The sequence below is a fragment of the Pantoea eucrina genome (assembly GCF_020079945.1).
In the GTDB taxonomy this organism is placed as follows: domain Bacteria; phylum Pseudomonadota; class Gammaproteobacteria; order Enterobacterales; family Enterobacteriaceae; genus Pantoea; species Pantoea eucrina.
In genome coordinates, this window is record NZ_CP083448.1 from 2,587,633 (window position 1) to 2,607,451 (window position 19,819).

At 53.3% G+C, this 19,819-nt stretch carries 19 protein-coding genes and 5 tRNA genes; 3 read left to right on the forward strand and 21 right to left on the reverse strand.

Features of this window, described 5'->3' with window-relative positions; genetic code table 11:
- Nucleotide 1: 1 nt before the first annotated feature.
- Nucleotides 2-1,165 carry a bifunctional chorismate mutase/prephenate dehydratase gene (pheA, locus tag LAC65_RS12355; RefSeq protein ID WP_039379799.1) on the forward strand — a complete coding sequence of 388 codons (1,164 nt, stop codon included), beginning with the start codon at nucleotides 2-4 and terminating at the stop codon, nucleotides 1,163-1,165.
- Between the two features lie 31 nt (nucleotides 1,166-1,196).
- Here the strand turns inward: pheA and tyrA are convergent, their stop codons facing one another.
- The 7 genes from tyrA to ffh form a co-directional block, all read right to left on the reverse strand.
- The gene (gene tyrA / locus LAC65_RS12360; RefSeq protein WP_039379801.1) at nucleotides 1,197-2,318 is read right to left on the reverse strand and encodes a bifunctional chorismate mutase/prephenate dehydrogenase; all 1,122 of its coding nucleotides are present in this window, start codon (nucleotides 2,316-2,318) and stop codon (nucleotides 1,197-1,199) included.
- A gap of 6 nt (nucleotides 2,319-2,324) precedes the next feature.
- Entirely contained in the window at nucleotides 2,325-3,404 is a 1,080-nt protein-coding gene (locus LAC65_RS12365; RefSeq protein WP_039379803.1) for a 3-deoxy-7-phosphoheptulonate synthase, read from the reverse strand.
- A gap of 383 nt (nucleotides 3,405-3,787) precedes the next feature.
- Nucleotides 3,788-4,138, reverse strand: coding sequence for a 50S ribosomal protein L19 (gene rplS, locus LAC65_RS12370; RefSeq protein WP_039379805.1), 351 nt, complete (start codon nucleotides 4,136-4,138; stop codon nucleotides 3,788-3,790).
- 42 nt (nucleotides 4,139-4,180) lie between these two features.
- The gene (gene trmD / locus LAC65_RS12375) at nucleotides 4,181-4,945 is read right to left on the reverse strand and encodes a tRNA (guanosine(37)-N1)-methyltransferase TrmD (RefSeq protein WP_052246437.1); all 765 of its coding nucleotides are present in this window, start codon (nucleotides 4,943-4,945) and stop codon (nucleotides 4,181-4,183) included.
- 35 nt (nucleotides 4,946-4,980) lie between these two features.
- Nucleotides 4,981-5,529, reverse strand: a complete 549-nt coding sequence (gene rimM, locus LAC65_RS12380; protein WP_039379809.1) for a ribosome maturation factor RimM — start codon at nucleotides 5,527-5,529, stop codon at nucleotides 4,981-4,983.
- An 18-nt stretch (nucleotides 5,530-5,547) separates the two neighbouring features.
- The gene (rpsP, locus tag LAC65_RS12385; protein ID WP_007893313.1) at nucleotides 5,548-5,796 is read right to left on the reverse strand and encodes a 30S ribosomal protein S16; all 249 of its coding nucleotides are present in this window, start codon (nucleotides 5,794-5,796) and stop codon (nucleotides 5,548-5,550) included.
- A gap of 141 nt (nucleotides 5,797-5,937) precedes the next feature.
- Nucleotides 5,938-7,299, reverse strand: a complete 1,362-nt coding sequence (gene ffh / locus LAC65_RS12390) for a signal recognition particle protein (RefSeq protein ID WP_039379813.1) — start codon at nucleotides 7,297-7,299, stop codon at nucleotides 5,938-5,940.
- A 166-nt stretch (nucleotides 7,300-7,465) separates the two neighbouring features.
- On the opposite strand from ffh, the gene LAC65_RS12395 reads away from it, so the two are divergent.
- On the forward strand, nucleotides 7,466-8,260 hold the full coding sequence (locus tag LAC65_RS12395; protein ID WP_039379815.1) for a cytochrome C assembly family protein: 795 nt from the start codon (nucleotides 7,466-7,468) through the stop codon (nucleotides 8,258-8,260).
- Nucleotides 8,261-8,271: 11 nt separating this feature from the next.
- Entirely contained in the window at nucleotides 8,272-9,558 is a 1,287-nt protein-coding gene (locus LAC65_RS12400) for an HlyC/CorC family transporter (RefSeq protein ID WP_039379818.1), read from the forward strand.
- A gap of 48 nt (nucleotides 9,559-9,606) precedes the next feature.
- Here the strand turns inward: LAC65_RS12400 and luxS are convergent, their stop codons facing one another.
- The 14 genes from luxS to LAC65_RS12470 all read right to left on the reverse strand — a co-directional run bounded on the left by luxS (nucleotide 9,607) and on the right by LAC65_RS12470 (nucleotide 19,777).
- Nucleotides 9,607-10,122 carry an S-ribosylhomocysteine lyase gene (luxS, locus tag LAC65_RS12405; protein WP_039379820.1) on the reverse strand — a complete coding sequence of 172 codons (516 nt, stop codon included), beginning with the start codon at nucleotides 10,120-10,122 and terminating at the stop codon, nucleotides 9,607-9,609.
- 150 nt (nucleotides 10,123-10,272) lie between these two features.
- Nucleotides 10,273-11,877, reverse strand: a complete 1,605-nt coding sequence (gene gshA / locus LAC65_RS12410) for a glutamate--cysteine ligase (RefSeq protein ID WP_039379822.1) — start codon at nucleotides 11,875-11,877, stop codon at nucleotides 10,273-10,275.
- Nucleotides 11,878-11,908: 31 nt separating this feature from the next.
- Entirely contained in the window at nucleotides 11,909-12,337 is a 429-nt protein-coding gene (locus LAC65_RS12415) for a YqaA family protein (RefSeq protein ID WP_039379824.1), read from the reverse strand.
- Nucleotides 12,338-12,702: 365 nt separating this feature from the next.
- Nucleotides 12,703-12,779: transfer RNA gene (locus LAC65_RS12420), tRNA-Arg, on the reverse strand.
- Between the two features lie 56 nt (nucleotides 12,780-12,835).
- Nucleotides 12,836-12,912: transfer RNA gene (locus LAC65_RS12425), tRNA-Arg, on the reverse strand.
- A 56-nt stretch (nucleotides 12,913-12,968) separates the two neighbouring features.
- Nucleotides 12,969-13,045 (reverse strand) — tRNA-Arg (locus LAC65_RS12430).
- Nucleotides 13,046-13,141: 96 nt separating this feature from the next.
- A tRNA-Arg gene (locus LAC65_RS12435) sits at nucleotides 13,142-13,218 on the reverse strand.
- 8 nt (nucleotides 13,219-13,226) lie between these two features.
- Nucleotides 13,227-13,319 (reverse strand) — tRNA-Ser (locus tag LAC65_RS12440).
- A 292-nt stretch (nucleotides 13,320-13,611) separates the two neighbouring features.
- A complete protein-coding gene (gene csrA / locus LAC65_RS12445; RefSeq protein ID WP_039379826.1) occupies nucleotides 13,612-13,797 on the reverse strand; it encodes a carbon storage regulator CsrA in 186 nt (61 codons plus the stop codon).
- Nucleotides 13,798-14,043: 246 nt separating this feature from the next.
- On the reverse strand, nucleotides 14,044-16,671 hold the full coding sequence (gene alaS, locus LAC65_RS12450; protein ID WP_039379828.1) for an alanine--tRNA ligase: 2,628 nt from the start codon (nucleotides 16,669-16,671) through the stop codon (nucleotides 14,044-14,046).
- Between the two features lie 135 nt (nucleotides 16,672-16,806).
- The gene (locus tag LAC65_RS12455; RefSeq protein ID WP_223811772.1) at nucleotides 16,807-17,322 is read right to left on the reverse strand and encodes a regulatory protein RecX; all 516 of its coding nucleotides are present in this window, start codon (nucleotides 17,320-17,322) and stop codon (nucleotides 16,807-16,809) included.
- Between the two features lie 111 nt (nucleotides 17,323-17,433).
- Nucleotides 17,434-18,504: a recombinase RecA gene (gene recA / locus LAC65_RS12460; protein WP_039379830.1), complete on the reverse strand. Its 1,071-nt coding sequence runs from the start codon at nucleotides 18,502-18,504 to the stop codon at nucleotides 17,434-17,436.
- A 93-nt stretch (nucleotides 18,505-18,597) separates the two neighbouring features.
- Entirely contained in the window at nucleotides 18,598-19,089 is a 492-nt protein-coding gene (gene pncC / locus LAC65_RS12465) for a nicotinamide-nucleotide amidase (protein ID WP_039379832.1), read from the reverse strand.
- Nucleotides 19,090-19,441: 352 nt separating this feature from the next.
- Nucleotides 19,442-19,777 carry a zinc ribbon domain-containing protein YjdM gene (locus LAC65_RS12470; protein WP_039379834.1) on the reverse strand — a complete coding sequence of 112 codons (336 nt, stop codon included), beginning with the start codon at nucleotides 19,775-19,777 and terminating at the stop codon, nucleotides 19,442-19,444.
- Between the last annotated feature and the right edge of the window lie 42 nt (nucleotides 19,778-19,819).

Genomic DNA, 19,819 nt, shown 5'->3' on the forward strand with positions numbered 1-19,819 from the left:
AATGAGTATCGATAATCCACTGCTGGCGCTGCGCGATAAAATCAGCGCGGTAGACAGCAAACTACTTACGCTGCTGGCCGAGCGACGGTCGCTGGCAATCGAAGTTGCCGAGGCGAAACTGACCACGCTGCGGCCCATACGCGATATTGAGCGGGAGCGTGCCCTGCTGGAAAATCTGATTTCCCTTGGTAAGCAGCAGCAGCTCGATGCTCACTACATTACCCGTCTGTTTCAGCTGATTATTGAAGATTCGGTGCTGACGCAGCAGGCACTGCTGCAGAAGAACCTGAACCATCCGCATGCGCTGGCGCCCCGCATTGCCTTTCTGGGTCCTAAGGGCTCCTATTCGCATCTGGCTGCCCGTAAATATGCGTCACGCCATTTTGCTTCGTATGTTGAAAACGGCTGTCTGAAATTTCAGGATATTATCCAGCAGGTTGAGGCTGGCCAGGCTGACTATGCGGTTATGCCAATTGAAAACACCAGCTCCGGCTCTATCAATGATGTTTACGATCTGCTGCAGCAGACGTCGCTCTCAATCATTGGCGAACTGATTATCCCTATCGAGCACTGTGTACTGGTAAAAGAGACCTCCACGCTTAAACAGATCAAAACCGTCTACAGTCATCCCCAGCCTTTTCAGCAGTGCAGTCAGTTTATTAACCGTTTTCCGCAGTGGAAAATTGAGTACACCGAAAGCACTGCCGCAGCCATGGAGAAAGTCGCCGCGCTTAATTCCCCTGACGTTGCCGCCCTGGGCAGCGAAGCAGGCGGTGAACTCTATGGGCTGCAGGTGCTGGAGCGTAATCTGGCAAATCAGCAGCAGAACCACACGCGTTTTATCGTACTGGCGCGCAAGCCGGTTGACGTTTCGGTGCAGGTCCCGGCCAAAACCACCCTGATTATGGCTACCGGGCAGCAGGCGGGCGCGCTGGTAGAGGCTCTGCTGGTACTGCGCAACCATAACCTGATTATGAGCCGGCTGGAGAATCGCCCGATTAACGGTAACCCGTGGGAAGAGATGTTTTATATTGATGTGCAGGGCAATCTGCAGTCGGAAAATATGCAGCTGGCGCTGGCAGAATTACGCCAGCTGACGCGCTCACTGAAAGTGCTGGGCTGCTATCCCGGTGAAAATGTGGTGCCGGTTGAACCCCGTATATAAGCAGAAAAGGCACCGCTGAGGGTGCCTTTTTTTATTGCCGGCTATCGTTAGCCGAGCGTAACAGACTGCGGCTTTCAACCAGAAAACGCTGGGCGTGATCGCCAAACCACTGCTCTACGCGCTCAAAACTGTCGATAAACGCCTGCTTATTGCCCTGTTCCAGCAGTGCAATAGCTTCACCAAAGCGCTGATGATAACGTTTTATCAGTGCCAGATTACTCTCTGAAGCCATAATGATATCGGCATAGAGCTGTGGATCCTGCGCAAACAGCCGCCCTACCATGGCCAGCTCCAGCCGGTAAATAGGCGAAGAGAGCGCCAGCAGCTGATCCAGATTCACATTTTCTTCAGCCAGGTGAAGGCCGTAAGCAAAAGTCGTAAAGTGACGCAGCGCCTGAATAAAGGCCATGTTCTGATCGTGCTCTGCGGCGCTGATGCAGTGCAGCCGTGCTCCCCAGACCTGAATCTGTTCCAGGAACCACTGATACGCTTCCGGCTGACGACCGTCGCACCAGACCACAACCTGTTTTGCCAGACTGCCGCTGTCGGGCCCAAACATCGGGTGCAGACCCAGTACCGGCCCGGCGTGCGCGGTAAGCATGGCCTGCAGCGGCCTGTTTTTTACCGATGCAAGATCGACCAGGATGCAGTCGTCCGGTAGCGCAGGCAGACTGGCGATGATCTTCTCGGTGAGATGGATCGGGACGCTGATGATCACCATGCCTGCATCCTGCAGCAGCCGATCGGCGCGATCCCAGTCCTCTTTATCCAGAATGCGCACCTGATAACCGGACAGTGTCAGCATCTTTTCAAACAGGCGCCCCATCTTGCCGCTGCCGCCGACGATCACCACCGGACGCAGTGAAGGACAAAGGGTTTTGAAACCTTTGTCATTCTCATGGGTATAGGATTCCCGCATCAGACGACGCAATACATCTTCAATCAGATCGGGTGATACGCCGAGCGCTTCTGCTTCCTGCCGGCGTGACGACAGCATGCTTGCTTCGCGCTCGGGTACATAAATCGGCAGGCCGTAACGGCTTTTTACTTCGCCAACCTGTGCCACCAGCTCCAGTCGTTTTGCCAGCAGCCCAAGCAGCGCCTGATCGACTTCATCAATTTGATCGCGCAATGCGGTCAGTTCAGCCACCATGACTCTTTATACCTCGTGTGACAGACGCGCCGACAGCAATCCCTGCAGATCCTGATGGATAGTGCGCAACAGCGTTTCGGTGGTGTTCCAGTCAATGCAGGCATCGGTCACCGAGACACCATACTTCATTTCGCTGCGCGGCTGCTCTGAAGGCTGATTGCCTTCGTGAATATTGCTTTCGAGCATCAGGCCAATAATAGAGCGGTTTCCATCTTTGATCTGCGCAATAGCCGACTCGGCTACGCCAGGCTGACGACGATAGTCTTTGTTAGAATTGCCATGGCTGCAATCTATCATTAAGGCCGGGTGCAGTCCTGCTTTCAGCATCTCTTTTTCACACTGTGCAACATCGTCCGGGCCGTAGTTAGGCGCTTTGCCGCCGCGCAGAATCACGTGTCCGTCCGGGTTGCCCTGCGTCTGCAGCAGGCAGACCTGCCCTGCCTGGTTAATGCCGACAAAACGGTGAGGCATCGCTGCCGCACGCATAGCGTTGATCGCCGTGCCGAGACTGCCATCGGTGCCGTTTTTAAAACCTACCGGCATAGAAAGACCAGACGCCATTTCACGGTGCGTTTGTGATTCCGTGGTGCGCGCACCAATGGCTGACCAGCTAAACAGATCGCCGAGGTATTGCGGGCTATTAGGATCCAGCGCTTCTGTCGCCAGGGGCAGACCCATTTCAACCAGGTTTACCAGCAGCTGACGCGCAATGTGCAGTCCGGCTTCCATATCAAATGAGTTGTTCATGTAAGGATCGTTGATCAGACCTTTCCAGCCTACGGTGGTGCGGGGTTTTTCAAAATAGACGCGCATGACGATATACAGCTGATCCTTCAGCTGCACAGAGAGATCTTTTAACTGACGGGCGTACGCTAACGCTGCTTCCGGATCGTGAATTGAGCAGGGACCGCAGACTACCAGCAGACGCGGATCGCGCCCGGCAATAATGTCCGCAATAGTCTTACGCGAAGCAGCAATCTGTGCTTCCTGCTCTGCCGTCAGTGGAAAGCGTGCTTTCAGCTCCTGCGGCGTAATTAAAATCTGTTCGTCAGCGATATGTACGTTATTCAGCGCGTCTTTCTGCATGGTGGCGATCCTTTTTACTCGTCTGTGCGGTTTAGATCCTCAGTGAGGATGATGCTTACTCTATCACAGGCTGTATTGTAAGCAATCCATGCTTGTACACTATTTTTACCACCCATGTTTATCATTGCAGTATTTATAATAAATATTCATATTTATTATATACTTAAATTTAAATAGCACTAAAAAGCATGCTTCGTTTATGTAAACCTAACTTTACACAGCAACGAAATGCGCAGCGGGTATACGCTTACAGGCTGCCAGCACGGGCTGATTGTGCAGCCGGACGGGCCGGTTGAGGCCGCGGGTTATCGCTTAAAGCATCCATAAAAAAAGGGGCTGGCATTATGCCAACCCCTTGTTTGCTATTAACTTTGAGATGTCGCTTACGCGCCAAGACGCTCTTTGATACGAGCTGACTTACCGGTGCGCTCACGCAGGTAGTACAGTTTGGCTTTACGCACAGCACCACGACGTTTGACAGTAATGCTGTCAATTACCGGAGAGTGAGTCTGGAAGACACGCTCAACGCCTTCGCCGTTGGAAATCTTACGAACAGTGAATGCAGAGTGCAGACCGCGGTTACGAATAGCGATAACCACGCCCTCGAATGCCTGCAGACGTTTTTTAGAACCTTCAACGACCCATACTTTCACTTCCACGGAATCACCCGGACGGAATGAAGGTACATCCTGTTTCAGCTGTTCTTGTTCAATTTGCTTGATAATGTTGCTCATAATTAAATCTCATATCCTGGGTAAACTGATAGTCAGGGAAAATTACTCTTCCGCTTCATCGTTTTGTTGCTGCTGCTGTTCCCGCTGGAACTCATTCAGCAACCTTGCTTGCTCTTCAGTCAGAGCCAGGTTTTCCAGAAGTTCAGGTCTTCTTAGCCAGGTACGGCCTAACGACTGTTTCAGGCGCCAGCGGCGAATATCGGCATGGTTGCCCGACAGCAGAACTGACGGTACTTCCATCCCTTCTAACACTTCAGGCCGGGTATAGTGCGGGCAATCCAGCAAACCATCCGAGAATGAGTCTTCATCGGCGGACGCCTGCTTGCCCAGTACGCCGGGAATAAACCGGGCGACGGAGTCAATCAGCGTCATGGCTGGCAGCTCACCACCACTGAGAACGTAATCACCGATTGACCACTCTTCGTCAATCTCTGTATGGATAACGCGCTCATCAATACCTTCGTAGCGACCACAGACCAGAATCAGTTTCTGGTTAGTCGCCAGTTCGCAAACGCCCTGCTGGTCAAGTTTGCGCCCCTGAGGTGACAGATAAATCACCTTAGCACCTTCTCCCGCCGCTGCTTTCGCTGCGTGGATCGCATCCCGTAAGGGTTGCACCATCATCAACATTCCCGGTCCGCCGCCGTAAGGACGATCGTCCACGGTACGGTGCCGGTCGTGCGTGAAGTCACGAGGACTCCAGCTCTCAATGTTGAGCAGGCCATTTTTAACTGCCCGGCCAGTTACCCCGTACTCGGTAATAGCGCGAAACATCTCTGGAAACAGGCTGATAACACCAATCCACATCGCGTTCGCCGTTACGTTACCGGATTGTCCGGAGATCAAAAACCAGGATCCCAGTCTACTTCAATAGTGCCAGTAGCGAGATCGACTTTCTTGATAACCTGTTCATCGAGAAACGGTATTAACCGCTCCTGTACACCGAATGCATCTTTCAGGTTCGCCTTAACGACGAGTACGTCGTTTGAGCCGGTTTCCATCAAATCAATGACTTTGCCCATCTCATAGCCGTCGAGGTTAACTACTTTACAACCCATAAGGTCTTTCCAGTAGTAATCACCCTCTCCCAGCGCAGGCAGCTGCGTGGAGTCAACCGTGATTTCACAATTGGTTAACTGCGCCGCCGCGTCCCGATCGTCAATGCCGTTGACTTTGATAATCAGGTCCTGATTGTGGTGCTTCCAACCTTCCAGTTCTACCTGCTGCCATTTACCGGCGCGCTGGATAAACCAGGGTTGGTAGTCGAAGATGCTTTCAGCGTCTTCAGTGGAGGAAAACACTTTGAGCCAGCCCCGAATTCCGTAAGCGGCACCCATTTTGCCCAAAACGATGGGGTTAACAGGAGGCTGTGCGGCAGGTTTACTGGTCATGCTCACCACCGTGACAGATTAAGCTGCTTTTTTTGCTTCTTTGATCAGCGCGTTAACGCGATCGGAAAGCGTTGCGCCCTGGCCAACCCAGTGCTCAATACGGTCCAGGTCCAGACGCAGACCTTCAGCCTGACCAGATGCGATCGGGTTGAAGAAACCAACGCGCTCAATGAAGCGGCCGTTGCGTGCATTGCGGCTGTCAGTGACGACGACCTGGTAGAACGGACGCTTTTTTGCGCCGTGACGTGCCAAACGAATTGTTACCATAACATCCTCTTTAGTTAATAAAACAACCGGGCCCCATCGAGGAACGGGGCCCGGGTGCAATATAAAAAGCCCGAAAATTTTACTCATTTTGGCGCAAAAAGCAACCGCAGTAGCATACTTTTCTGGCTGTGTAGCGATATCTTAACGGCCCGGGAAACCTGGCGGCATCATACCCTTCATGCCGCGCATCATTTTTGCCATGCCGCCTTTCTTCATCTTTTTCATCATGCGCTGCATATCATCGAACTGCTTCAGCAGCCGATTGACATCCTGCACCTGCATGCCGGCGCCGGTCGCGATGCGACGCTTGCGTGAACCCTTGATGATTTCAGGCTTCTCACGCTCTTTACGCGTCATGGAGTTAATGATGGCCTCCATGCGCACCAGCACCTTGTCATCCATCTGCGATTTAACGTTGTCCGGCAGCTGCCCCATACCCGGCAGTTTGCCCATCAGGCTGGCCATACCGCCCATATTGCGCATCTGCTTAAGCTGCTCAAGGAAGTCATTGAGATCGAAACCGTCACCGGTTTTCAGCTTTTTCGCCAGCTTTTCCGCCTGATCGCGGTCAACCTTGCTTTCAATATCTTCAATCAGCGACAGTACATCGCCCATGCCCAGAATGCGCGAGGCGATACGGTCGGGATAAAACGCTTCCAGCGCCTCGGTTTTCTCACCCATCCCCATAAACTTGATCGGTTTACCGGTGATGTGACGAATCGAAAGCGCGGCACCGCCGCGTGCGTCACCATCAACCTTGGTCAGGATCACCCCGGTCAGCGGCAGCGCTTCATTAAATGCTTTAGCCGTGTTCGCGGCATCCTGACCGGTCATGGCATCGACAACAAACAGCGTTTCCACCGGATTAATGGCGGCGTGGACCTGTTTGATTTCGTCCATCATCGCTTCGTCTACGTGCAAACGACCGGCGGTATCCACCAGCAGCACGTCGTAGAACTTCAGCTTCGCCTCTTTCAGCGCATGCTTAACGATGTCAACCGGCTTCTGGCTGAGATCGGAGGGACAGAAATCCACCCCCACCTGCTGCGCCAGCGTCTCCAGCTGTTTAATCGCCGCCGGGCGATAAACGTCAGCTGAGACCACCAGCACTTTTTTCTTGTGCTTTTCACGCAGAAACTTACCGAGCTTACCCACACTGGTGGTTTTACCGGCACCCTGCAGGCCCGCCATCAGCACCACGGCCGGCGGCTGCGCATTCAGGTTCAGGGTATTATTTTCAGCCCCCATTGCCGCAATCAGCTCGTTGCGGACAATCTTGATAAACTCCTGACCCGGCGTCAGGCTTTTATTGACGTCGTGTCCGACCGCGGCTTCTTTTACGCGGTTAATAAATTCACGTACTACCGGCAGCGCAACGTCCGCCTCCAGCAGCGCCATGCGCACTTCGCGCAGGGTATCTTTGATGTTCTCTTCGGTCAGCCGTCCGCGGCCGCTGATGTTGCGCAGGGTTTGCGACAAACGATCGGTTAAATTATCAAACATGCTCTCTCACTTAATACCGTAGCGAGGCCGCCTGAGCGACACAATGCGCCGGATTATAACACGAAGCCTGAGCGATCTCTGCAATTGACCGTGAGATCGTTTGGAGCATACTGCCGCTGACGCTATACTGCTTTTTTCCTTATCTCATCACTCTCAGAAAGGATCTATGTTCGTTTTCGCGATCGTGGCGCTCTTCGCCTACTCCCTCAGTCTTGCACTTATCATCCCCAGCTTACTGAAACGTAACAGCGGCTGGCGGCGATTTGCTGTCCTGTCCGCCTGCGTTGCGCTGATTGCGCATGCTGTCGCGCTGCAGCAGCGGATATTTGCTATCGACAGCGGGCAAAATCTCAGCTTACTTAATATCGGATCGCTGGTGAGCCTGCTGATTTGCGCCATTATGACTATTGTGGCTTCACGTAACCGTGGCTGGCTGCTGCTGCCGGTGGTTTATAGCTTTGCGTTAATTAATCTGGCGTTTGCCACCTTTGTCCCGAATGCCTTTATTACGCACCTCGAGACCACGCCGGGCATGATGGTGCATATCGGTCTGTCGCTGTTTGCTTATGCCACGCTGATTATTGCCGCGCTCTATGCGCTGCAGCTGGCGTGGATCGACTATCAGCTGAAAAACAAAAAGCTCGCCTTTACGCAGGATATGCCGCCGCTGCTAAGCATTGAGCGCAAAATGTTTCATATCACGCAGATTGGCGTGGTGCTGCTGACGCTGGTGCTTTGCACCGGGCTTTTCTTCATGGACAACCTGTTCAGCGCAGAGAATATCGATAAAGCGGTGCTCTCTATTCTTGCGTGGTTCGTCTATATCGTGCTGCTCTGGGGGCACTACCGTGAAGGGTGGCGCGGACGGCGCGTGGTCTGGTTTAACTGCGGCGGTGCGCTGCTGCTGACCATGGCTTACTTCGGCAGTCGCGTACTGCAGCATCTTCTCACTTCCCACTAAGGAATTTTTCGTTGGAACATGTTTCAACCACCACGATGATTATCATTCTTGTCATCATGGTGCTGGTCTCAGCGTACTTCTCCGGCTCTGAGACCGGCATGATGACGCTCAACCGCTATAAGCTGCGGCACAAAGCGAAAAGCGGTAATCGTGCAGCGCGGCGCGTTGAGAAACTGCTGCGCCGGCCCGATCGCCTGATTAGTCTGGTCTTAATCGGCAACAACCTGGTCAATATCCTCGCCTCCGCGCTGGGGACTATCGTAGGGATGCGTCTGTATGGTGATGCCGGGGTTGCTATCGCCACCGGCGTGCTGACCTTTGTTGTTCTGGTTTTTGCTGAAGTCCTGCCTAAAACCATCGCAGCGCTCTACCCTGAAAAAGTGGCCTACCCCAGCAGCGTTTTACTGGCGCCGCTGCAGTATGTGATGCTGCCACTGGTCTGGCTGCTTAATACCATTACGCGCATGCTGATGCGTATGGTGGGGATTAAAACAGAGGGCTCCGTAAACTCCGCGCTGAGCAAAGAGGAGCTGCGCACCATTGTCTACGAGTCGCGCTCGCTGATGTCTCGCCGTAATCAGGATATGCTTCTCTCCGTGCTCGATCTGGAAAAAGTCAGCGTGGATGACATCATGGTGCCGCGCAATGAAATTGTTGGTATCAATATCAATGACGACTGGAAATCGATTGAGCGTCAGCTGAGTAACTCACCGCATGGGCGTATTGTGCTGTTTCGCGATTCGCTGGACGATACCGTGGGCATGCTGCGCGTGCGCGAAGCCTGGCGCATGATGACGGAAAAAAAGGAGTTCAATAAGGATCGTCTGCTGCGCGCGGCTGATGAGATCTACTATGTGCCGGAAGGCACGCCGCTGAATGTGCAGCTGGTTAAGTTCCAGCGCAATAAGAAAAAAGCGGGTCTGGTAGTGGATGAGTATGGCGATATTAAGGGGCTCATCACCATCGAAGATATTCTGGAAGAGATCGTTGGCGACTTTACTACCTCCATGTCCCCTTCTCTCGCAGAAGAGGTGATGCCGCAGAATGATGGCTCGGTGCTGATTGAAGGCAGCGCTAACGTGCGCGAAATCAATAAGGCGTTCAACTGGACGCTGCCGGAAGAGGAAGCGCGCACCATTAACGGCATGCTGCTTGAGGCGCTGGAAGAGATCCCGCAGACCGAAACGCGGGTACAGGTTGGCAGCTATGACATCGATATTCTCGACGTGCAGGACAACATGGTGAAGCAGGTACGGGTTACACCGCAGCAGCCGCTGAAAAGCTCAGTGGGATCGTGATACAAAAAAACGCCGCAGAATATGCGGCGTTTTTACAGAAAGGGCTAATCAGATATGCAACTCTTTCAGCTTCTCTGCTGGCAGCTTCAGATCTTCGTTGCGATTAATACCGATCTCGTGTGACAGAACATTACGCGCAATCTGCTGCGCTTCGTCCAGGGAGTGCAGCTTGTAGCTGCCACACTGATACTCATTAAGCTCCGGGATCTGATTCTGATCTTTGACTTTCAGAACATCTTCCATCGCCCCTTTCCACGCCTGCGCCACGCGCTGCTCGTCTGGCGTGCCGATCAGGCTCATGTAGAAACCGGTACGGCACCCCATTGGAGAGATGTCTACGATCTCCACGCCCTCACCGTTGAGGTGATCGCGCATAAAGCCGGCAAACAGATGCTCCAGCGTATGGATCCCGCGCTCGGTCAGAATGTCGATGTTTGGCCGGCAGAAACGCAGATCGAAAACGGTGATGGTATCGCCATGCGGAGTTGTCATGGTCTTTGCCACGCGTACTGCCGGCGCGGCCATGATGGTGTGATCAACGGTAAAACTGTCCAGTAGTGGCATACGTCACCTCCTGTTTGAAAAATTTTTTCTGAACGATGAAACTTTTCTCGTCGTTCTGCGTCTGAATATATGAAAGACGCGCATTTGTTATCATCATCCCTGACAACAGAGATGTTAATTTTGGCCACAGTGATGTGGCCATTTTCTTTTTCAGCCTTCCCGACCTGCCAGATAATCCTCAAAGCTTATGCTATCACTCGCTTCCAGCGCCTGCTGTGCAGCAACAGACTCCTGCGCCTGCTGAGTGAAATCCGCTTCGGTCAGAATTTCCAGTGGCTCCGCGCAGAGCATCTGCCGGTACTGCTCCGCCAGTGCAACACCTGCTCCGGTCAGGCCGTTCTCTTTAATAGCGTGAAGAATGCGCGCCGAGTAGGTTAGCTCAGGATCGTCAAAAGAAGCTACCAGTTGATCGCATACCTGCTGATATTGCGTGCTGCCCTCGTTGCTATCCAGCACTTCCGCGACGCGACGCAGATCGGCAAAGAGCGCTTTGCCTACTTCAACCAGCGAATGTTCAGTGTCGCTGCAGCCAACGCCAATAACCAGCCCTGGCTTACGTCCTTCCATCACCACGCGGTTCCAGTTTTTGCGACTGCAGAGCAGCTCGCTGGCGCTCAGTTCAGGGGCATCGGCCAGCGTACACCAAATCAGGAACAGATCGAGGAAGCGCGCCTGATCGGCATCCACACCTACCGGTGAAAACGGATTGATATCAAGCGAGCGCACTTCAATATACTCAATGCCGCCACGCAGCAGCGCATCAGAAGGGGCTTCTCCCGAACGGGTAACGCGCTTCGGACGGATAGGCGCATACAGCTCGTTCTCAATCTGCAGTACATTAGTATTAAGCTGCAGCCAGTTGCCTTCAGCATCTTTGACGCCCATGGCTGCGTACTCTTCAGAAGGGGTTTTGATTGCGGCCTTCAGCGCGCTCACATACCCTTCCAGCGAGTTGAAGGTAATACCGAGATTACTTTGTGACTTATTGGTATAACCCAGGTCACTCAGGCGCAGAGAGGTCGCATACGGCAGCCATAGCGTATCTTTACCATCCGTTTCAAACGGCAGCTGGCTCTCACGCCCCTGAAGAAATGAGGAGCTGATCGCCGGCGAGGCACCAAACAGATAAGGGATCACCCAGCCGAAACGATAATAGTTGCGGATCAGGCGCAGATAGCCCGCAGAGATGGTCTCTTTACCGCTCTCAGCATCTTTTACATCCGCCCACTCCTGCCAGAAAGAGAGCGGCAGCGAGAAGTTGTAATGCACGCCAGAGATAATCTGCATCAGCGCGCTGTAGCGGTTTTTCAGCCCCTGCCGGTAGAGGGTCTTCATCTGGCCCACGTTTGAACTGCCATACTGCGCCAGCTCAATTTTATCGGTATCGTCAACGTGACCGGGCATACTGAAGGGCCACATGCGCTCTTCACCCAGCTGTTTTGCCACATGGCGATGGATGTCGCGCAGGAAGGTCAGCGAGCGATCGATATTTTTATCGACCGGCGTAATGAACTCCAGCAGCGTTTCCGCAAAATCCGTGGTGATCCAGTCATGCTTCAGCGCCGAGCCAAGCGATGCCGGATGGCCGGTAGTAGCCAGATGACCATCGGGCCCGACGCGTAACGTTTCGCGTTCGATGCCACGGCCGATACCCTTTAACGCGTCGGGATGCGCTTCCAGCCAGGAGAGCGCTTTTGATACGTCCGGGATCACATTAACCTCCCGCTGTGAGAATAATTTATTTTTGTTCAGCATAATGTTAACCGTAGCCTCGAATCTGTGCGAATCAATGCCACCACTCCATACCCTGTATTGTGGCGATCGCGATAAAGATATAACGCAGCGTTTTGCCGAGAGCGAGAAACAGCATGCAAGGCAGCCAGCTGAAGCGCAACCAGCCTGCGAGAACGCAAAGCAGATCGCCAGCAACCGGCAGCCAGCTAAAGATCAATGCCGCAGGGCCCCATCGGTGTAACCACGTCAATGCTGTGTCATGCCATCGCCCCTGCCCGTTCTGCGGCATAAGGCGACCAAGAAAAATGTTGGTCAGGCCACCCAGCGTGTTTCCCACTGATGCAGCCAGCAACAGGCCATATACCGATCCTTTCTGAGCAACCAGCAGCGCTATCAGTACAGCTTCTGAACTGCCCGGAAGCAGCGTGGCGCTCAGAAAGCTGCTGCCCAGCAGCGAGCCATAAATCAGGAAATCATTCACGGTAATGGCATATCGCACGTACGACAAAATGAGCCATTACTTTAGCTTAATGCGCTCAGGTTGTCGCCAGGCAGGCTTAACCGCAAATGCTTTGAAAGCATTAGGAATTTTCGTTTTCAGAAAAAGGTCAGGGAACAAAACCGGGCATAAATGGCGGTAAATGCAGCATTTTTCAAAACAGAGTACAAAAGAGAGTCAGCATTCCTATTAACGCCAGTGAACTCTGGCGGCGCTAAAATCGCTGAACAGAGACGGGTTAATTGCGAAAGCGGCTGGTACTGCCGGGGAGATTTGGAGAGCACAGCCCGGGTGCTGAAGCTGTCGGTAACGGGTTTAACTGAAGCATATGGGGAAAAAGCAGAGAATGGTGCATCCAGGAGGATTCGAACCTCCGACCGCTCGGTTCGTAGCCGAGTACTCTATCCAGCTGAGCTATGGATGCACTGAAGCGTAGCCTGCAAAGAAGCGACGTTGATAACACTGAAAGGGGGTGAAGAATGGTGCATCCAGGAGGATTCGAACCTCCGACCGCTCGGTTCGTAGCCGAGTACTCTATCCAGCTGAGCTATGGATGCATTGAGGTATTTCTTACGATGGACTAACTGCAACAAGCCTGAAATGATACAAAGAATGGTGCATCCAGGAGGATTCGAACCTCCGACCGCTCGGTTCGTAGCCGAGTACTCTATCCAGCTGAGCTATGGATGCATTGAGGTAATTCTTGTATTACGCAGGGTGCTAACAACTCACCATGAAAGGAACTACTCGTTCACTCTTTAACTTTATCCGCTACCATCTAAAAGATGGTGCATCCAGGAGGATTCGAACCTCCGACCGCTCGGTTCGTAGCCGAGTACTCTATCCAGCTGAGCTATGGATGCATCGGAAATGGCGGTGAGGCGGGGATTCGAACCCCGGATGCAGCTTTTGACCGCATACTCCCTTAGCAGGGGAGCGCCTTCAGCCTCTCGGCCACCTCACCTTACGCGTTCTTCCGAACCGTGCTTCTGAACTTGTTTCTGCTCATCGGCACTGCGTGGCGCACATATTACTTTCCCGGACTTATAAGTCAAACAATTTCTCCCGACTTTTTTCACTCACGCGTTCGATTGCACAAATGACGCACAATTCGGCTGATTTAACGGCGAAAAGGGTGATTTATCAACAGCAAAAGCCAGAGCAGTAATGAAAAAAGCGAGGAAGCTAAAACAGAAATAAACGGATGGAGGGAGCAGAAAGGTAGCGTCTCGCCCATGAGCGAGACGCTGAAAACGTTAGTAACCCGTGGTTTGTGTTTTTTCAGCCTGAATACGCTGATAAATCTCTTCACGATGTACCGATACTTCTTTTGGCGCATTAACGCCAATGCGGACCTGGTTACCTTTAACGCCCAGCACCGTTACAGTCACCTCATCGCCAATCATGAGGGTTTCACCAACTCGACGAGTTAGAATAAGCATTCTTTGCTCCTTGAAAGATTAAAAGAGTCGGGCCTGTTCGGGCTCCCGGCCATATCCATCATATACCGCTGAACAATACCTATGACAAATACACCATTGTGATTTGTCACACCAATACATTCTGCTGATAATCAGTTTAGCCGAAATACACTACATCGACCGGACTTTGTCATTACCTGGTGTCCATTGCACTAAAAAGCGCCGGAACAGACGTTCCTGGCGCTATACAACGCTTAATTTTAATTGTTACAGCCGGCTGCTTACCCACTCCTGTACGCCTGCCAGCGCGCCTGCCAGCGCCTGCGGATTGGTACCGCCCGCCTGCGCCATGTCAGGACGTCCACCGCCTTTTCCGCCCACCTGAACGGCCAGCGCGCTAATCAGCTCACCTGCTTTCACGCGGTCGGTCAGATCTTTAGTTACGCCTGCAATCAGCGAAACCTTACCTTCTGCTACCGTTGCCAGTACGATCACGGCAGACCCAAGCTGGTTTTTAAGGTCATCCATAATCGTACGCAGCATTTTCGGTTCAGTGTTACTCAGCTCACTTACCAGCAGTTTAGCGCCCCTGATTTCAATGGCGCTGCTGCTCAGCGATGCGCTCTCCTGGGCTGCCTGCTGATCGCGTAGCTGCTGCAGCTCTTTCTCCAGCGCGCGTACGTTATCCACCAGACCGCGCACCTTCTCACTGAGGTTGCTACTGTTGGCCTTCACCACCTGAGCAATGTCAGCCAGCTGATCGCTCTGTGCATGCAGCTGAGCAATTGCCGCTTCACCGGTCAGCGCTTCGATACGACGAATACCGGCAGCCGTGCCCGACTCAGACTGAATGCGGAACAAGCCGATATCACCCGTGCGCGCAGCGTGCGTACCGCCACACAGCTCCACTGAATATTCGCCCATGCTGACCACGCGCACCCGCTGATCGTACTTCTCGCCAAACAGCGCCATCGCCCCACGCGCTTTAGCCTCTTCCAGATCCATGATATCGGTCTGAATCAGCAGGTTGCGGCGGATCTGTGCATTGACGATATCTTCAACTTCACGGATCTGCTGCGGCTTCATCGCTTCAGAATGCGAGAAGTCAAAACGCAGATATTTATCGTTATTCAGCGAGCCTTTCTGCCCGACGTGATCGCCCAGCACTTCACGCAGTGCTTCATGCATCAGGTGCGTTGCCGAGTGATTCAGGCGAATACGTGCCCGACGTGCTTCGTTTACCTGCGCCTGCAGCGCATCACCGATACGCAGCTGACCATGAGTGAGCTTACCGATATGTCCCAGTGCTTTGCCATACTTTTGCGTATCCTGCACGCTAAATTCAGCATTCTGCCCTGTCAGTACGCCAGTATCCCCCACCTGCCCGCCTGATTCACCGTAGAACGGCGTAGCGTTCAGGATCACGACAGCATCCTGTCCCGCGGTGATCTGTTCTACTGACTGACCATCAACAAACAGCGCTTCAATCGTGGCGTTCAGCGTCAGCTCTTCATAACCTTTAAATTCGGTTACGGCATCAACGCGAATAACGCTATTGTAGTCCGCGCCAAAGCCGCTGGCTTCGCGCGCGCGCTGGCGCTGCTGCTCCATGGCGGCTTCAAATCCCGCCTCATCAATCTTCAGATTACGCTCGCGACAGACGTCAGCGGTTAAATCCGCCGGGAAGCCAAAGGTGTCATAAAGACGAAAGACGGTTTCACCATCCAGCGTGTCGCCGCTCACTTTTGCCAGCTCATCATCCAGCAGCGCCAGACCACGCTCCAGCGTTTTAGCAAACTGCTCCTCTTCCGCTTTCAGCGCATTTTCTACCAGTTTCTGCTGACGCTTCAGATCTTCACCCGCAGCGCCCATGACCTCAATCAGCGGTGCCACCAGCTTATAGAAGAATGCTTCTTTCGCGCCCAGCATGTTGCCGTGGCGGACCGCACGACGAATGATGCGACGCAGCACATAGCCACGGTTCTCATTCGATGGCATGACGCCATCGGCAATCAGGAAGGCGCAGGAGCGGATATGATCTGCGATAACGCGCAGCGATTTGTTATTGAGGTCGCTTGCGCCAGTGACCTGAGCAACAGATTTGATCAGCTGCGCAAAGAGATCGATCTCATAGTTGGAGTTCACATGCTGCAGGACTGCCGCGATACGCTCCAGCCCCATGCCGGTATCCACCGACGGCTTAGGCAGCGGTTGCATGGTGCCGTCAGCCTGACGGTTGAACTGCATAAACACGATATTCCAGATCTCAATATAGCGATCGCCATCCTCTTCCGGGCTGCCCGGCGGGCCTCCCCAGATATGGTCGCCATGATCGTAGAAAATTTCAGTACAGGGACCGCACGGACCGGTGTCGCCCATCTGCCAGAAGTTATCAGATGCGTATGCGCTGCCCTTGTTGTCGCCAATACGAATAATGCGTTCGCGCGGCACACCGATCTGGTCAGCCCAGATATCAAAGGCTTCATCATCGGTTTCGTAAACGGTTACCCATAAACGCTCTTTTGGCAGGCTGAACCACTGCTCACCCGTCAGCAGTTCCCAGGCATAAGCAATCGCCTCCTGCTTGAAATAGTCGCCGAAACTGAAGTTGCCCAGCATTTCAAAGAAGGTGTGATGGCGTGCGGTATAACCCACATTTTCCAGATCGTTATGCTTGCCGCCTGCACGCACGCAGCGCTGCGAGGTAGTCGCACGCGTGTAATCACGCTTGTCCTGGCCAAGGAAAACGTCTTTGAACTGCACCATGCCGGCATTGGTAAACAGCAGCGTTGGATCGTTATTCGGTACGAGGGAGCTGCTGGCTACAACCTGATGTCCCTTGCTATGAAAAAAGTCGAGAAACGCTTGACGGATCTCAGCAGTGCTCTTGCTCATAAAATTCCTGGAATCACGCTAACGAACGTTCCCTTTCGCTGACAAACCCTGTCTATCCGGTCCGTCGCTGACTGAGGAACAAAAAGTGGGAATAAGATAAAATTTCTGCAATAGGAAGTAAAATCACATTGCCTTTCAGTCGTCACTATTTCTGAAAACCGCCTGAATATCTTCCATCATAAAGCCTTTTGTCATCAGAAAACGCTGTACTTTGCTTTTTTCTGCCCAGGTTTGCGGCAGCGGCTCGCCAAACTTACGTCTGGCAAGCTCTGCAGCACACGCTGTCCAGTCTACGTCACTTTCTGCCAGCGCCTGATTGATCTCGTCGCGTCCGATGCCTTTTTGCTGCAGCTCCATCCTGACGCGCTGCGGACCATATCCTTTGCGCGCCCGGCTCTGGATAAAACGCTCAGTAAATCGATTATCGTTCAGCCAGCCATTTTCCTGACACCAGTCGAGCACTTTTTCCAGCAGCTCATCCGGAATCGGGATATTTTCCTGCTGCTGCAGATAGGCCGCACGCTGGCCGGAGAGCTGCAGTTTGCGCTTCAGCTCGCTGCGGCTGTGATCACGCTGTGAAAGCAGGCGCATAGCGCGGTCAAGTAAACGGGAGAAGTCAGGCACCGGTGCCTGTGATGATGTTGATGACATACACATTAGCCTTACTGTTGGTAACGAACAGGGTAAAGCATGGGGGGCAGAGAGCGGAAGGCGTGCAGAGGAGTAAAAAAGAAAACGGGAGCATTGCTGCTCCCGCTGATATTAAAAGTCTTCGTTAGTTTCGCCTGCTTTTTCAAGCTCAGCGTCAGAAGGCTCTTTAGTATTTGCCTCTGCTGTCGCACCTGTCAGCAGCGCCTCACGCAGTTTGCTGTCAATCTCGTTCGCAATTGCCGGGTTCTCTTTCAGGAAGTTGGTCGCGTTTGCTTTACCCTGACCAATCTTATCGCCGTTGTAGCTGTACCACGCACCGGCTTTTTCCACCAGCTTGTGTTTCACGCCCAGGTCTACCAGCTCACCAAAGGTGTTGATCCCTTCGCCATACATGATCTGGAATTCTGCCTGCTTAAACGGTGCAGCGATTTTGTTCTTCACCACTTTCACGCGCGTTTCGCTACCTACCACTTCGTCGCCCTCTTTGATCGCACCGATACGGCGGATATCAAGACGAACGGAGGCGTAGAACTTCAGCGCGTTACCACCGGTGGTGGTTTCCGGGTTACCGAACATCACACCAATTTTCATACGGATCTGGTTGATGAAGATCAGCAGCGTATTGGACTGTTTCAGGTTACCTGCCAGCTTACGCATCGCCTGGCTCATCATTCGTGCCGCCAGACCCATATGCGAGTCACCGATCTCACCTTCGATTTCCGCTTTAGGCGTCAGCGCCGCAACGGAATCAACGATGATGACATCAACGGCACCTGAACGTGCCAGCGCGTCGCAGATTTCCAGCGCCTGCTCACCGGTATCCGGCTGTGAACAGAGCAGATTATCGATATCCACGCCCAGCTTTTTCGCATAGACCGGATCCAGCGCATGCTCAGCATCGATAAAGGCGCAGGTTTTACCTTTACGCTGTGCAGCCGCAATAACCTGCAGCGTCAGCGTGGTTTTACCAGAAGCTTCCGGTCCGTAGATCTCTACGATACGGCCCATCGGCAGACCACCCGCACCCAGTGCGATGTCCAGCGACAGGGAGCCGGTAGAAATAGTTTCTACATCCATCGAGCGGTCTTCACCCAGACGCATGATGGAGCCTTTACCAAATTGTTTTTCAATCTGGCCCAGTGCGGCAGCTAAAGCCTTCTGTTTGTTCTCGTCGATCGCCATTTACACTCCTAATCATGCCGGGTGAGCAAACACTGGCTGTGTCCGCTCGTTCTGTTGCCAATAATTATACTGTATAATCATACAGTATCAAGCCTAATTTATCAGAAATTGATCAAGCAGCGTCTGCAGCGCCCAGGCCACCGACTGACGCCGCACCGCCTCGCGATCGCCTGCAAAAACACAGCGTTGCGCAAAGATACCTTCCGGTCCGGCAAGGGCAAACCAGACGGTGCCCACGGGTTTATCTGCGCTGCCGCCGCCCGGTCCTGCAATGCCGCTTACAGCGATCCCATAAGGTGCCTGCGCCGCCTGACACGCGCCTGCCACCATCTCACGTACTGTCTCTTCACTCACTGCGCCATAGCGCGCAAGCGTGCTCGCCTGCACGCCTGCCATCTGCTGCTTGGCACTATTACTATAGGTGACAAATCCGCGCTCAAACCAGGCAGAGCTGCCGCTGATATCTGTGAAAACTTTGGCAATCCAGCCGCCGGTACAGGATTCAGCCGTCGTCACGCTGGCGTGGCGCGCTATGAGCTTTTCGCCAATCTGACGGCTTAACTGCTGCAGCTGTTCGTCATTCATCGCTTTCTCCTTTTGCGGCGCAACGTTAGCAGTAAATGGAGCGGCAGACGGCGCTTTTCAACCAGCAGCAGTGAAATTTGCGCCCCTGCTTCCGCTGCCTCCGGTCCGGTTTCATGCCATCCTGACCGGATGCGGGGAAGCGCACAGCAGCGTGCCGTTGCCGCGTGCCGGATCGGCCGGAGTCAGTACCGCTTAATCAAGCATAGTCGCGATCTGTGCCAGGCAGGCGCTGACGTTCAGCAGTGAGTGAGACCGGAGGTGTTCAGTACAGAGGGTGGCGCAGCAGGAACCGAAAGCGGGAGGCGTAAATACCTTCAGGGTAAAAAACAGGACGGCCTGCGCCGTCCGGCCATCAGCTCTTTTTCACAAACTCAGATTTGAGTTTCATCGGGCCAAAGCCCTCGATTTTGCAGTCAATATTGTGATCGCCTTCAACCAGACGAATACTTTTGACCCTGGTACCAATTTTCAGCACCGAAGAGCTGCCCTTTACCTTTAAATCTTTGACCACGGTGACGCTGTCGCCATCTGCCAGCGTATTGCCATTGGCATCGCGTACCAGCAGCGTATCGCTCGCTTCTGCCGCGCTGGCAGACCAGATATGGCCGCACGACGGGCAGTTAAGGTTGTCGCCATCCTGCCAGGTATAATCAGCCTGACACAGCGGACAGGCGGGTAAATGCTCCATAAGTGCTCCTGATAATCTGCATGCGGTGAAATGGCACCGCAA